At 61.6% G+C, this 13,558-nt stretch carries 18 protein-coding genes; 2 read left to right on the top strand and 16 right to left on the bottom strand.

The window, feature by feature from the left end:
* Position 1 precedes the first annotated feature (1 nt).
* The 14 genes from D886_RS0119805 to trmJ all read right to left on the bottom strand — a co-directional run bounded on the left by D886_RS0119805 (position 2) and on the right by trmJ (position 10,748).
* Positions 2–1,033, bottom strand: coding sequence for a RodZ domain-containing protein (locus tag D886_RS0119805; protein ID WP_027595549.1), 1,032 nt, complete (start codon positions 1,031–1,033; stop codon positions 2–4).
* Entirely contained in the window at positions 1,030–1,791 is a 762-nt protein-coding gene (pilW, locus tag D886_RS0119800) for a type IV pilus biogenesis/stability protein PilW (RefSeq protein WP_027595548.1), read from the bottom strand. Before pilW ends, D886_RS0119805 begins: the two co-directional genes overlap by 4 nt.
* A gap of 13 nt (positions 1,792–1,804) precedes the next feature.
* Positions 1,805–2,950 (bottom strand): 23S rRNA (adenine(2503)-C(2))-methyltransferase RlmN, encoded by a 1,146-nt coding sequence (rlmN, locus tag D886_RS0119795; protein WP_027595547.1) that lies wholly within the window; start codon positions 2,948–2,950, stop codon positions 1,805–1,807.
* Positions 2,951–2,978: 28 nt separating this feature from the next.
* A complete protein-coding gene (gene ndk / locus D886_RS0119790; RefSeq protein ID WP_012316140.1) occupies positions 2,979–3,404 on the bottom strand; it encodes a nucleoside-diphosphate kinase in 426 nt (141 codons plus the stop codon).
* 90 nt (positions 3,405–3,494) lie between these two features.
* A complete protein-coding gene (gene iscX, locus D886_RS0119785; RefSeq protein WP_024762959.1) occupies positions 3,495–3,695 on the bottom strand; it encodes a Fe-S cluster assembly protein IscX in 201 nt (66 codons plus the stop codon).
* A 10-nt stretch (positions 3,696–3,705) separates the two neighbouring features.
* A complete protein-coding gene (fdx, locus tag D886_RS0119780) occupies positions 3,706–4,047 on the bottom strand; it encodes an ISC system 2Fe-2S type ferredoxin (RefSeq protein ID WP_027595546.1) in 342 nt (113 codons plus the stop codon).
* A gap of 3 nt (positions 4,048–4,050) precedes the next feature.
* Positions 4,051–5,913, bottom strand: a complete 1,863-nt coding sequence (hscA, locus tag D886_RS0119775) for a Fe-S protein assembly chaperone HscA (RefSeq protein ID WP_027595545.1) — start codon at positions 5,911–5,913, stop codon at positions 4,051–4,053.
* Between the two features lie 42 nt (positions 5,914–5,955).
* Complete coding sequence (gene hscB / locus D886_RS0119770; RefSeq protein ID WP_027595544.1) at positions 5,956–6,477, bottom strand: co-chaperone HscB; 522 nt, start codon at positions 6,475–6,477, stop codon at positions 5,956–5,958.
* An 8-nt stretch (positions 6,478–6,485) separates the two neighbouring features.
* Entirely contained in the window at positions 6,486–6,809 is a 324-nt protein-coding gene (iscA, locus tag D886_RS0119765) for an iron-sulfur cluster assembly protein IscA (RefSeq protein WP_027595543.1), read from the bottom strand.
* A gap of 28 nt (positions 6,810–6,837) precedes the next feature.
* Complete coding sequence (gene iscU, locus D886_RS0119760) at positions 6,838–7,224, bottom strand: Fe-S cluster assembly scaffold IscU (RefSeq protein ID WP_003248539.1); 387 nt, start codon at positions 7,222–7,224, stop codon at positions 6,838–6,840.
* A 46-nt stretch (positions 7,225–7,270) separates the two neighbouring features.
* Entirely contained in the window at positions 7,271–8,485 is a 1,215-nt protein-coding gene (locus tag D886_RS0119755) for an IscS subfamily cysteine desulfurase (RefSeq protein ID WP_027595542.1), read from the bottom strand.
* Between the two features lie 47 nt (positions 8,486–8,532).
* Positions 8,533–9,024, bottom strand: coding sequence for a Fe-S cluster assembly transcriptional regulator IscR (gene iscR / locus D886_RS0119750; protein ID WP_027595541.1), 492 nt, complete (start codon positions 9,022–9,024; stop codon positions 8,533–8,535).
* Between the two features lie 179 nt (positions 9,025–9,203).
* A complete protein-coding gene (gene cysE / locus D886_RS0119745) occupies positions 9,204–9,989 on the bottom strand; it encodes a serine O-acetyltransferase (RefSeq protein ID WP_027595540.1) in 786 nt (261 codons plus the stop codon).
* 3 nt (positions 9,990–9,992) lie between these two features.
* Entirely contained in the window at positions 9,993–10,748 is a 756-nt protein-coding gene (gene trmJ / locus D886_RS0119740) for a tRNA (cytosine(32)/uridine(32)-2'-O)-methyltransferase TrmJ (RefSeq protein WP_027595539.1), read from the bottom strand.
* A 151-nt stretch (positions 10,749–10,899) separates the two neighbouring features.
* On the opposite strand from trmJ, the gene suhB reads away from it, so the two are divergent.
* Positions 10,900–11,718 (top strand): inositol-phosphate phosphatase, encoded by an 819-nt coding sequence (gene suhB, locus D886_RS0119735; RefSeq protein ID WP_027595538.1) that lies wholly within the window; start codon positions 10,900–10,902, stop codon positions 11,716–11,718.
* Between the two features lie 123 nt (positions 11,719–11,841).
* Here the strand turns inward: suhB and D886_RS0119730 are convergent, their stop codons facing one another.
* Positions 11,842–12,435 (bottom strand): acyl-homoserine-lactone synthase, encoded by a 594-nt coding sequence (locus tag D886_RS0119730; RefSeq protein ID WP_027595537.1) that lies wholly within the window; start codon positions 12,433–12,435, stop codon positions 11,842–11,844.
* Between the two features lie 138 nt (positions 12,436–12,573).
* Between D886_RS0119730 and D886_RS27160 the strand changes: the two genes are divergently transcribed.
* Positions 12,574–12,804, top strand: coding sequence for a hypothetical protein (locus D886_RS27160; RefSeq protein WP_027595536.1), 231 nt, complete (start codon positions 12,574–12,576; stop codon positions 12,802–12,804).
* A gap of 3 nt (positions 12,805–12,807) precedes the next feature.
* On the opposite strand, the gene D886_RS0119720 is transcribed toward D886_RS27160, so the two are convergent.
* Positions 12,808–13,524 (bottom strand): LuxR family transcriptional regulator, encoded by a 717-nt coding sequence (locus D886_RS0119720; protein ID WP_033694291.1) that lies wholly within the window; start codon positions 13,522–13,524, stop codon positions 12,808–12,810.
* Positions 13,525–13,558 lie beyond the last annotated feature (34 nt).

Below are 13,558 nucleotides of genomic sequence, written 5' to 3'. Positions count from 1 at the left end.
CTTACTGTCCCAACTTCAGGCGAGCAGTCTCGCCACTTGTAAACGGAGCAACATCGACGGCCTGGCCGTTGTAGCTGACCTGCGCGCCACGGGCAAAGCCCAGGCGTACTGCGAACGGCGGCTTGCCGGTCAGCTCGAGGTTGTCGCCCTTGCGCTTGACGCCGCTGAACAGCACCTTGCCATTGCCGTCGTTGACTTGGGTCCAGCAATTGGCGCTGAACTGAATCGAGACACTGGCGCTACCGGCCGGCACTGCAACGGGCGCGGCGGGCACAGTGGCAGCGGGCGCGGCAGCCACGGGCGCGGTGGCAGCCGACGCTGCCGGAGCAGGCGCAGGCGTTGGCGCAGCGGCTGCGGTGGCCGCTTGGGGCTGCTGAGCGGGGGCTGGTGTTTCGGTTGCTCCAGGGGGCTGCGCAGCGCTGGCGGGTGCTTGCTCGGCAGCGGCGGCCGACGGTTCACCTGCGGGCTGCTCCAGCGGCAACGGGGCGCTCTCGGGTTGCTGGCCGGCGCTCACGGCCTGGTCTTCAGGCTCATCCAGCGGGTGAATCTGCGTGGTGCCGTCGGCGCTCTCGACTTCGACGTGCTCCAGGGCGATCTTGGCCAGGTCCTTGCCACGCAGGCTGCCTTGGTCCTGCCACCAGACGAAGCCACCACCGACTACCGCCAGCAGCAGCAGCAGGCTGACGCCGCGCAGGATGTTGTGCGACAGGCGTACAGGCTCTTCGATGCGGCCCAGCGAATGCACTTCGCTGCCTTTGGCGTGGGTGCCGGTGTAACGGTCGAAGGCCTCGACCAGCGTGGCTTGGTCCAGGTCCATCAGTTTGGCGTAGGCGCGGATATAGCCACGGGCGAACGTGTGCCCGGGCAACTTGTCGAAGGCGCCGGTTTCAACGTGGTTCAACGAACTGACAGTGAGGTTGAGCTTGCGGGCCACCTCGGCTTGCGACCAGTCCCGCTTCTCACGGGCCTGACGCAAAAGCTCACCGGGGTTCTGGCCAGGCGCTACGGCTACTTCGGGATGCGCGGCGTTCATCGTTGCTCCGACAGGTATTGCTGATATTCCGGCGTACCGGGATAAAGTCGTTGTAATTGCTGGCCCAAATTGGCCAATGTGCCCTGCTCGTCGAACACCCGGGCAAGGCGGCTGCCCAGCAGGAGGCTACGGGCGTCGTGGTCGCTCAACTGGCTGAAACGATCGTAGTAGTCCAGGGACGGCACATAATGCCTGTTTTCGTAGGACAACTCAGCCATTTCCAGCAACGCCTTGGGTTGCCGTGGGTTGAGTTGCAACGCTTTGAGCAGATAGGCGTGCGCCTGGTCTCGACGCTCGAGCTTCAGGGCGGTCAAGCCAAGGTTCTCGTACACGCGTGAGCGCTCAGGATACAGGGTATCGGCACTGGCCAGGCGAAACATCTTCTTGGCCTCGGCAAATCGCCCCTGAGCATAAAGGAAACTGCCGTAGTTGTTGCGAATTCGCGTATCGCCAGGGCGTGCCTGCAGGGCTTTTTGAAAGTGCTGCTCGGCCAGGGCTGGCTCACCTTCAGCCTGAAACACCAGCGCCAGCGCCGCATGCGCGCCGGCATCGCTGGCGTCCAGGGCAAGCGCCTTGCCCAGCGGGGCCTTGGCCTGTTCGGTCAAGCCTTGTTGCAAATAACCAAGCCCCAACTGCACATACGCCCTGCCCGCCTCTTGCCGCCCTTGGCGGCTGGCCAGCGGGTCACCCGCGCCGCCCGACACGCAGCCGGCCAGCAGCAAAAGCGCAAGGATCGACAGCGCGGCGCGCAGGGTCATGGCGAGTTCTCGGTCAGTGGCGCGCGGCGCTGTCTTGCAGCTCGGCGTCGGCAGAGAGCTGGCGCACGGCGATGTAGCGCTCACTGCGGCGGGTGCGGTCGTTGACCTGGCCGACCAGCTGACCACAGGCGGCGTCGATGTCTTCGCCACGGGTGGTACGGGTGGTGACGTTGAAACCACCGTGGTGGAGCAGGTCCTGGAAGCGGCGGATGGCGTTGTTGCTCGGCCGCTCGTAACCGGAATGCGGGAACGGGTTGAACGGGATCAGGTTGATCTTGCACGGCACGTCGCGCAGCAGTTCGATCATCTGCGCGGCATGTTCAGGCTGGTCGTTGACGTCCTTGAGCAGGGTGTACTCAACCGTCAACACGCGCTTGCCACCCAGGGTGGCCATGTAGCCCATGCACGACTCCAGCAGCACCTTCAGCGGGTACTTCTTGTTGATCGGCACCAGCTGGTTACGCAGCTCGTCGTTCGGCGCGTGCAGCGACAGGGCCAGCGACACGTCGATGTGCTTGGCCAGTTCGTCAATCATCGGCACCACGCCCGAGGTGGACAAGGTGACGCGACGCTTGGAAATGCCATAGCCCAGATCATCCATCATGATCTTCATGGCGGCGATGACATTGTCGAAGTTCAGCAAAGGCTCGCCCATGCCCATCATGACCACGTTGGTAATCGCGCGGTCGACTTTGGCCGGGACGGTCCCGAAAGATTTGTTGGCAAGCCACACCTGGCCAATCACTTCGGCGGCGGTGAGGTTGCTGTTGAAGCCTTGCTTGCCGGTGGAGCAGAAACTGCAGTCCAGGGCGCAGCCGGCTTGCGACGATACGCACAGCGTGCCGCGGTCGTCGGTAGGAATGTAGACGGTCTCGACGCAGCTGCCAGAGGCAACGCGGATCACCCATTTACGGGTGCCGTCGGCGGAAATGTCTTCACTGACCACTTCCGGTGGGCGAATTTCGGCAACAGCCTCGAGCTTTTCGCGCAAGGCCTTGCCGACGTTCGTCATGGCGGCGAAATCATCGACGCCAAAATGGTGAATCCATTTCATCACCTGGCCGGCACGGAAGCGCTTCTCCCCTATAGAGTCGAAGAATTGTTCCATTTCCGGCTGGGTCAGGCCCAACAGGTTGATTTTGCCAGTAGATGTCGTCATGGATTCACCCTCACCCGTAAGCTTTCGCTTAGCGAGTGGTTACCTCGGTAGCAGCGAAGAAGTAAGCGATTTCGCGAGCAGCAGCAGCTTCGGAGTCCGAACCGTGAACGGCGTTGGCGTCGATAGACTCGGCGAAGTCAGCACGGATGGTGCCGGCAGCAGCTTCTTTAGGGTTGGTAGCGCCCATCAGCTCACGGTTCAGAGCAATGGCGTTTTCGCCTTCCAGAACCTGAACAACAACCGGGCCGGAAGTCATGAAGGCAACCAGGTCGCCGAAGAAGCCGCGCTCGCTGTGCTCAGCGTAGAAGCCTTCGGCTTCGGCTTTGGACAGTTGCTTGATTTTCGAGGCAACGATTTTCAGGCCAGCTTCTTCGAAGCGAGTGGTGATCTTGCCGATGACGTTTTTGGCAACGGCGTCAGGCTTGATGATCGAGAAAGTACGTTGAACAGCCATGGAAAACTCCAGAAATATGAGTGTTGCGAAAAATTAAACCCGCGAATTATACGCGGGTTTCAGGGGATTGCCTAACCTGCAGCGACGCGCTTAGTCGGCTTCATCAATCCAGGCCGCCTGGATGGCCTCGAGCACTTTCTCACCGCCGCGTGACGGATCGTCGCTGAACTCTGGCAATGCCAGCACCCAGCGGTGCAGATCGACGAAATTCACATAACGAGGATCGACGTCCGGCTTGCTTTCTGCAAGCTGGATGGCGATCTCAAGTACATCAACCCATTTCAGACTCATGCAAAAATCCTCAGTGGGGCGCTTCAGCAGCGTGGTTAAGCGAATACTTGGGGATCTCGATGGTCAGGTCCTGGTCGGCGACGACCACCTGGCAGCCGAGGCGCGACTGGGCTTCCAGGCCCCAGGCCTTGTCCAGCATGTCCTCTTCCAGCTCGTCCGCTTCTTCCAGCGAATCGAAACCTTTGCGAACAATACAGTGACAGGTGGTGCAGGCCTTGACCCCACCGCAAGCGCTTTCCATTTCGATGTGATGCTCGTGGGCCAGCTCCAGGATGTTGGTCCCAGGCTCGACCTCCACGGTCAGCCCTTCCGGGCAAAACTTCTCGTGCGGCAGGAATGTCACCAGCGGCATCGGTTACTCCTCGATCTCATTCAGGTTGCGCCCGGCCAGTGCGGCTTTGACCGTCGAATCAAGGCGACGGGCGGCAAATGCATCGGTCACCTGCGACAGACGCTTGGTCTGTTGCTCGATGGCGGGGCCATCGGTGCCGGTCAGCAAATCACGTAGTTCTTGCATCTGGAATTCGATGGCTTCGCGCTCTTCGCTGCTGAGCAGGCGCTCGCCATCGGCGTCCAGGGCGCCCTGTACTGCTTCGAGCAGGCGCTCACCGTCAACCTGGTGTTCACGCAGCTGACGGGCCTGCTTGTCGCTGCCTGCGTGCTCGAACGAATCCTTGAGCATGCGGGCGATCTCGCCGTCGGTCAGGCCGTAGGACGGCTTGACCTGAATGCTGGCTTCGACGCCCGAGCCCAGTTCGCGGGCAGCGACGCTGAGCAGTCCATCGGCATCGACCTGGAAGGTCACGCGGATTTTCGCCGCACCGGCGACCATGGCCGGGATGCCGCGCAGCTCGAAGCGCGCCAGCGAGCGGCAGTCGCTGATCAGCTCGCGCTCGCCTTGCAGGACGTGAATCTTCATGGCCGACTGGCCATCTTTATAGGTGGTGAACTCTTGCGCACGCGCCACCGGAATGGTGGTGTTGCGCGGGATCACCTTCTCCATCAACCCGCCCATGGTCTCAAGGCCCAGGGACAGTGGGATGACGTCGAGCAGCAGCAACTCGCCACCTTCACGGCGGTTGCCAGCCAGGGTGTCGGCCTGAATGGCAGCACCGATGGCCACCACCTGGTCAGGGTCGATCGAGGTCAATGGGGTACGGCCGAACAGTGTGCCAACAGCGTCACGCACGCGTGGAACGCGGGTCGAACCACCGACCATGACCACTGCACCCACTTCTTCCAGCTCGACACCGCTGTCGCGCACGGCGCGGCGGCAGGCTTTGAGGCTGCGAGCGATCAGCGGCTCGATCATGGCATCGAAGGCGGCCCGGCTGAGCTCACCCTGCCAGGCACCGTGGCTGACGCTGACCACGTCGGCGTCGGTCAGGGCTTCCTTGGCGGCGCAGGCGGCCTGCAGCAACTGGCGCTGAGTACCCGGGTCGAGGTCGGAAGACAGCCCAGCCTGTTCAATGATCCAACCGGCAATCGCGTGGTCGAAATCATCGCCGCCCAGGGCGGTGTCGCCGCCGGTAGCCAGCACTTCAAACACACCGGCCGTCAGGCGCAGGATGGAGATATCGAACGTGCCGCCACCCAGGTCATAGATGGCCACCACGCCTTCGGCGTTTTGGTCCAGGCCATAGGCCACGGCCGCTGCGGTTGGCTCGTTGAGCAGGCGCAACACATTGAGGCCGGCCAGGCGCGCGGCATCCTTGGTCGCTTGGCGCTGGGCGTCGTCGAAATAGGCTGGCACGGTGATCACCGCCCCCACCAAGTCGCCACCGAGGGTTTGCTCGGCGCGTTCGCGCAGCACCTTGAGGATGTCGGCCGACACTTCCACCGGGCTTTTCGGCCCTTGGACGGTATCGATGAACGGCATGTGCGACTCGCCGCCAATGAAGCGGTACGGCAGCTGCTCGCCCAACTGCTTGACGTCGGCCAGGCCGCGCCCCATCAGGCGCTTTACCGACAGCACGGTGTTCAAAGGGTCGCTGGAAGCGGCATCGCGCGCAGCCTGCCCGACTTCGCTGCGCCCTTCGAGGTAGCGCACCGCAGACGGCAAAATGACATTACCCTGCACATCCGGCAGGGGCTCGCTGCGACCGCTGCGAACGGCAGCGACCAGAGAATTGGTGGTACCCAGGTCGATACCCACCGCCAGGCGGCGCTGGTGCGGCTGAGGGCTTTGACCGGGTTCGGCGATCTGCAGTAGGGCCATGCTTATCTGAATACCTTAGGCGTCATCACGGGCAACGCCGGGTTAATCGTCGAGGCGCTCTTCCAGTTGGCGCACTTCTTGGGCGAGCTTGTCGAGGAACTGCATGCGGCGCATCAGGCGTTCGGCCTTCTCGCGCTCGGCAGGCACATCCCAGCAGGCGGCGAAATCCTCGTTCAGCGTGTCCTGCGCACCCTTGAGGCGCTTCTTGAACACGGCAACACCATCGAGGTCGGCTTCGTCCTGCAGCTCTTCGAGCTCTTCGCGCCACTGCATCTGCTGCAGCAGGAAGTCGGGGTCATGGACCGTGACTTCCTGGGGCACTTCGTGGCCACCGATTGCCAGCAAGTAGCGGGCTCGGCGCGGCGCACTGCGCAGCGTCTGGTAGGCGTCGTTGAGGGCCGCGGACTTCTCCAGGGCTACCCGCTGCTCGCGCTCGGAAGCGTCGGCAAAACGGTCAGGATGGACCTCGCGGGCCAGCTCGCGGTAGCGAGTGGCCAGCTTGTCGAGGTCCAGCCGGAAGCACGGCTGGAGATCAAACAGAGCGTAATGACAAGGAGTACCCACAGCCAGCCTCAGACGTTGAAGCTTTCGCCGCAGCCACACTCACCGCGCACGTTGGGGTTGTTGAACTTGAAGCCTTCGTTCAACCCTTCTTTGACGAAGTCGAGCTCGGTGCCATCGAGGTACACCAGGCTTTTCGGGTCGATGATGACCTTCACGCCGTGGTTCTCGAATACCTGGTCTTCGCCCGCCACTTCGTCGACGAACTCCAGCACATAGGCCAGGCCCGAGCAACCGGTGGTGCGTACGGCCAGGCGAATGCCTTCACCCTTGCCGCGCCCTTCCAGGGAACGCCGCACGTGGTTGGCGGCGGCTTCTGTCATGCTGATAGCCATCAGAACTCCTTACCTCGCAACAGGCGACTTAGATCAAGCCTTTCTTCTGCTTGTAATCGCGAACGGCTGCCTTGATGGCATCCTCGGCGAGTACCGAGCAGTGGATCTTGACCGGCGGCAACGCCAGTTCTTCAGCCAGCTGGGTGTTCTTGATGGTTTCAGCTTCGTCCAGGGTCTTGCCCTTCATCCACTCGGTGGCGAGGGAGCTGGAAGCGATAGCCGAACCGCAGCCGTAGGTCTTGAACTTGGCGTCTTCGATGACGCCCTGCTCGTTGACCTTGATCTGCAGGCGCATCACGTCACCGCAGGCCGGCGCGCCGACCATGCCGGTACCGACGTCCGGGTCTTCGGCATTCATCTTGCCGACGTTGCGCGGGTTTTCGTAGTGGTCGATGACCTTTTCACTGTATGCCATGGTGCAATTCCTTCCTCATCAGGGAGCCGCTCTTGCCGGCGACTGCTTAGTGGGCGGCCCACTCGATCTTGGAGATGTCAACGCCGTCTTTGTACATGTCCCACAGCGGCGACAGCTCACGCAGTTTGTTAACGGCCTCGCAGACTTTCTGCGCGGCGTAGTCGACTTCTTCTTCGGTGGTGAAGCGGCCGAAGGAGAAGCGGATCGAGCTGTGCGCCAGCTCGTCGTTACGGCCCAGAGCGCGCAGTACATACGACGGCTCGAGCGAAGCGGAGGTACAGGCCGAACCGGACGATACGGCAATGTCTTTCAGGGACATCAGCAGCGACTCGCCTTCGACGTAGTTGAAGCTCAGGTTCAGGTTGTGCGGTACGCGGGCAGTCTGGCTGCCGTTGACGTACAGCTCTTCAAGGTCCGAGACCTGCTTGAAGAAGCGGTCGCTCAGGGCCTTGATGCGAGCGTTCTCGCTGGCCATTTCCTGCTTGGCAATGGCGAAGGCTTCGCCCATGCCGACGATCTGGTGAGTCGGCAAGGTACCCGAACGCATGCCGCGCTCATGGCCACCACCGTGGATGATCGCTTCCAGACGCACACGCGGCTTGCGGCTGACGTACAGCGCGCCGATACCTTTAGGGCCGTAGACCTTGTGCGCCGAGAACGACATCAGGTCGACTTTCAGTTTTTGCAGGTCGATTTCGACCTTGCCGGCCGACTGGGCGGCATCGACGTGGAACAGCACGCCGCGGGCGCGGGTCAGCTCACCGATGGCGGCGATGTCGTTGATCGAGCCGACTTCGTTGTTGACGTGCATCAGCGAGACCAGAATGGTGTCGTCGCGCAGCACGGCTTCGACCATGGCCGGGGTGACGATGCCGTCTTCGCCTGGCTCAAGGTAGGTGACTTCGAAACCTTCACGCTCGAGCTGGCGAGCGGTATCCAGGACCGCCTTGTGCTCGATCTTGGAGGTAATGATGTGCTTGCCCTTGGTCTGATAGAAGTGCGCGACACCTTTGAGTGCGAGGTTGTCGGACTCGGTGGCACCGCTGGTCCAGACGATTTCGCGCGGATCGGCGTTGATCAGCTCGGCGACCTGGCGACGACCGTTCTCGACCGCTTCTTCGGCTTTCCAGCCGAATACGTGGGAGCGCGAAGCCGGGTTACCGAAGTTCCCGTCGACCAGCAGGCAGTCAGCCATCTTCTGGGCGACGCGGGGATCGACCGGGGTGGTCGCGGAGTAATCGAGGTAGATCGGCAACTTCATGGATATCTCCTATCAGGCGGTGGCGTCGCTCGTCGCTGTCATAACGGTCAGTCGACGGCGGACGTCTCAATCTTGTCCAACTGGGCGGATCGGCCTGCGACACGACGCAGGTCCTGGCGCTGGGCGACTTCCTGCACCTCACGGCGCTTGACGAGGTCGGCCAGGCTGATGCCGCTGAGGAATTCATGGATCTGCTGGCTGAGATCGCACCACAAGTGGTGGGTCAGGCAGGTGTCACCGGCATGGCAATCCCCAAGGCCTTGGCAACGGGTGGCATCGACCGATTCGTTGACCGCGTCGATGACCTGGGCCACCTGGATGGTTTCCATGCCCCGCGACAGCTGATAGCCACCGCCTGGACCGCGCACACTGGATACCAGGCTGCTGCGGCGCAGCTTGGCGAACAGCTGCTCCAGATAAGAGAGGGAAATGCCCTGGCGCTCGGAAATGTCGGCCAAAGACACCGGCCCATGCTGCGCGTGCAACGCCAGGTCAAGCATGGCTGTCACGGCGTATCGGCCTTTGGTAGTCAGTCGCATGGCTATTGGGTACCACGGGAGTTACAGGATGTGAGCGAGTATGCGATTCCCGAGCATTTAAGTCAACTATAAGACCTACTGCTTTAGTCGGGTTTTGCATCGGGAGGCGGCCGCGATTGTAGCAGACGAGGGGCGTGCGCACACGCCCCGTATGTCACTATGATTTCAGCGCGGCGCGATCAATGCGACTGAGTGTCGCGCTGGGCGACCTGGGCAACTTCGGTGAAGTCATCTTCCGGCAGCGCCGGCAACTCCTTGGCGCAGTAATCGCTACCCATCTTGGTCAGCGCACCGCACATGCCCTCCAGGCGCTCATCGACCGCCTGCAGGTGGTCGAGCATCTGGCCGATGGCACGCGCGACCGGGTCAGGCATGTCGCCACTGACGCCGTAGGCATCGAAGCCGATCTTCTCGGCCATGGCTTTGCGCCGGGCTTCGACTTCGGTCTCTTCGCTCTTGACGATAATACGCCCCGGGATACCGACGGCAGTCGCCCCTGCCGGCACAGCCTTGGTCACCACCGCATTGGAGCCGATCTTGGCCCCGGCGCCGACAGTGAACGGGCCCAGTACCTTGGCCCCCGCCCCTACCACCACGCCGTTTTCCAGGGTTGGGTGACGCTTGCCTTTGTTCCAGCTGGTGCCACCCAGGGTCACGCCCTGGTAGAGGGTGACATCGTCGCCAATCTCAGCAGTCTCGCCGATGACGATGCCCATGCCATGGTCAATGAAGAAGCGGCGGCCGATGGTGGCGCCGGGGTGGATCTCGATCCCGGTCATCCAGCGACCGAAGTTCGACACCAGCCGGGCCAGCCATTTGAAATCACGTTTCCACAGCGCATTACCCAGCCGGTGCAGCCAGATGGCGTGCATGCCCGGGTAGCAGGTCAGTACCTCGAAGGCATTGCGCGCGGCGGGGTCACGGTGGAATACGCTTTGAATATCTTCACGCAGACGTTCAAACATCTGTCATCCCTTCCTTTTATGCGGTTCGCCCCGAGCCACTTTCTGGGTCTCGGTGAGGATGCCGCGCAAAATGCTCATTTCCGGACGCTCGACCGAGCTTCGCCCATACAGCCGGCGCAGGCGCGCCATCAGGTGCTTGGGCTTCTCGGGGTCAAGGAAGCCGATGTCCACCAAGGTCTTTTCCAGGTGGTCATAGAACAGCTCCATTTCGTCCATGGTCGCCAGCTCGCTGGCGTCGACCTTCTCGACTTTGGCCGGTGCATCCTCGGCCGCCAGCCAAGCCATGCGCACCTCATAAGAGAGCACCTGGACAGCGGCGGCCAGATTCAGCGAGCTGAAGTCGGGGTTCGAGGGAATGTGCACGTGGAAGTGACATCGCTGCAGTTCTTCGTTGGTCAGGCCGGCGTGTTCACGCCCGAACACCAAGGCGATCTCCTCGCCGCCCAGCGCATGCTCCACGGCCTTGGCCCCGCATTCGCGAGGGCCGATCAGCGGCCAGGGGATACTGCGCTCGCGGGCACTGGTGCCCATGACCAGGTTACAGCCGACCAGCGCCTGCTCAAGGCTGTCGACGACCTGGGCATTGCTCAACACATCGTCGGCACCGGAGGCACGTGCACTGGCTTCGGCCGCAGGGAACTCTTTCGGCTGCACCAGCACCAGGCGCGACAAGCCCATGTTTTTCATGGCACGTGCAGCGCCGCCGATGTTGCCGGGGTGGCTGGTATTGACCAGAACAACACGAATATTTTGCAGCACGGTGTTGTGCTCTCAGAGGCTGATATCAGGGCCTTCGATCTTACAGAACCGACGGACGTAACGCTATGAAAGCAAATGTGACACTTCTGCCGTCAAAGATTTCTGCTAGAATGATCGGCTTTCTTCTTTAACATCTCCAGGTGACCCGCCCATGCAGCCTATGCTGAATATCGCCCTGCGCGCCGCTCGCAGCGCCAGTGAACTGATTTTCCGCTCCATCGAACGCCTGGATAGCATCAAGGTCGATGAGAAAGAGGCCAAGGACTACGTTTCCGAAGTCGATCGCGCCGCCGAGCAGAAAATCGTCGACGCCCTGCGCAAAGCCTACCCGAACCACTCCATTCAGGGTGAAGAGACCGGCATGCACGCGGGCACCGGCGAAGAAGGCAAGGACTACCTGTGGATCATCGATCCGCTGGACGGCACCACCAACTTCCTGCGCGGCATCCCTCACTTCGCCGTCAGCATCGCCTGCAAATACCGTGGTCGCCTCGAGCACGCCGTGGTACTCGACCCGGTTCGCCAGGAAGAATTCACCGCCAGCCGTGGCCGTGGCGCCCAGCTCAATGGCCGTCGCCTGCGCGTCAGCTCGCGCACCAGCCTGGAAGGCGCCCTGCTGGGTACCGGCTTCCCGTTCCGTGACAACCAAATGGCCGACCTGGACAACTACCTGGGCATGTTCCGCGCCCTGACTGGCCAGACCGCCGGCATCCGCCGCGCAGGTTCCGCCAGCCTGGACTTGGCCTACGTCGCCGCCGGCCGCTTCGATGCCTTCTGGGAGTCGGGCCTGGCCGAGTGGGACATGGCTGCAGGCGTACTGCTGATTCAAGAAGCAGGCGGCCTGGTAAGCGACTTCAACGGTGGCCACGACTTCCTCGACAAAGGCCACATCGTCGCCGGCAACATCAAGTGCTTCAAAGCAGTACTGACGGCTATTCAGCCGCACCTGCCAGAGAGCATGAAGCGCTAAGCGCTGGCTGTATTAGAAAAGCACCCCTCGGGGTGCTTTTTTTATGGGCGCTATAAGTGTGCTGTGCATGGGGAGGGGCATACAACTTGATGGCAAGTCAGCGTGAATACACCCGGCGTCTATTCAATGGCAGTTGCTATTGATTGCCGCTTCCAAGGCCGCCGTGGTTTTATCATTCAATTCAATGCGCAGTGCCACCGCGCGTTCAACGCCAATTTGCAATGCCGGACCGAAACGACTGATATCCAAGCCCAGGCGAATCAACATCTTCTCCACGCCCACCGTGGTCACCGTGACGAACTGCTTCACCTCACAACTGATGGCATAGTTGACGATGGCGTGAATCGCTTGCGTGGTGCCTTGGGAGAAGCCGAACCGGTTGCCGTCCGGCAGCTCGATGGCGAAGCGGCTCAGCTCCCAGATCGCGTCGGAGCACGGCGCCGGGTGCCCATGCAGCAGCTCTGGGAAGGTGTGCGCCAGCATGTTAGGGCCGGTCGTCGGCAGTATGCGCCAGCAGCCACACACATAACCCGCCTCGTCCTCGCGGTTGATGATCATGTAATAGGGGTCGAGCGCATCATACCCATCGATTTCCATGTCGTTGATCAGTGGGATGTCCCACATCTTTTTAACCTTGAAAATACGCGCCCGAAGTTTGTGCATCGCATTCAGCGCTTGTGGATCGATGTTAGTGCGGCGATCAATGGAGATAAGCATAGGGGCAAATACCGGCAGGGGTTGGAGTTGCCGCCCACGGTATATTCACGCTGAATAAATAAAATCCTACCTAATTTGGGAGGTGGCCGAAGTTACTCGGGCTTGTTAATTTTTCGGCTTTTGCAGGATGGATTCCGGATGAAGCTACTCAATACCTCCGCCGTACGCGAGGTCGCCCATCAAGCCATCAGCCTGCGCCTGGGCCTCAAGCAGAGCCAGACCGAGTTCTGGTCGCGCTTTGGCATCAGCCAGGCCTGTGCCAGCCGCATCGAATGCACCAGCCAAGTGCCTGCGCCGGTGTACATTCTGCTGCGCCTGTACCTCAGCGGCCGTCTCGAGGAAAGCGACCTGGCCCAACGCCCACAGTGATACTCAGGGCGTGATCGACTTCTGCTGGATGGCCTTGAGCACCGCCATCTGGCGTGAGCTGACCTGGAACTTGCGGCGGATGTTCTTGAAGTGGAAGTCGATGGCCGAGGTCGTGCACGACAAGATCATCGAGATTTCCCAGGTAGTCTTGCCCGCCGCGCTCCACTGCAGCACCTCTTTCTCCCGGGTGGTCAGGTGCACAGGTTCCGAGCATTCAATGCGCGCCCGGAGCATCCCTTCCATCGCGTAATCGCGCAGCAGGGTTGCCATGGGCAAGGACTGAATCATCGCAGCAGTCGCCTGCTCGCCGCTCTCATCCGGCTTGAGGCACAGCATGCCCGCCTCGCCCCGCGGGCCATGCAGCGGCAGCGCCAGCCCTTGCTGCAACCCATGCGCTGCGGCTTCTTCGAAGAATTCCGATTCTGAGGGCCCCCGATAGTTCTCGCGGTTCCACAGCAGTGGCCGGTTGGCGTTCAGGCAGTGCTGAACGACGGGGTCGACTGCCGCGTAAGATTCGGCGTCGTAACGCGTACGCCAGGCATCGGGGTAATCACTGTAGATCAGCACCTGCTGACAAGCGTCCGTGGGGGCAGGTTTGAGGCCGATCAGAAAGTTCGAGTAACCCAGCTTGCGGGTCAGGAGTTTCAGGTGAGCCAGCCAGTCCTCAAAGCGCTCCATTTCGCCGAGTTTCAGCAGCTCATCCATTACCAGTAGGGCCATTCCCTTCCTCGTAGGCACCGTTTGACGGTGGTCT

The sequence above is a fragment of the Pseudomonas sp. LAIL14HWK12:I7 genome, from assembly GCF_000483465.1.
GTDB lineage: Bacteria > Pseudomonadota > Gammaproteobacteria > Pseudomonadales > Pseudomonadaceae > Aquipseudomonas > Aquipseudomonas kermanshahensis.
The sequence above is the reverse complement of the archived record's forward strand: the minus strand, read 5'-3'. Positions and strand labels throughout refer to the sequence as shown.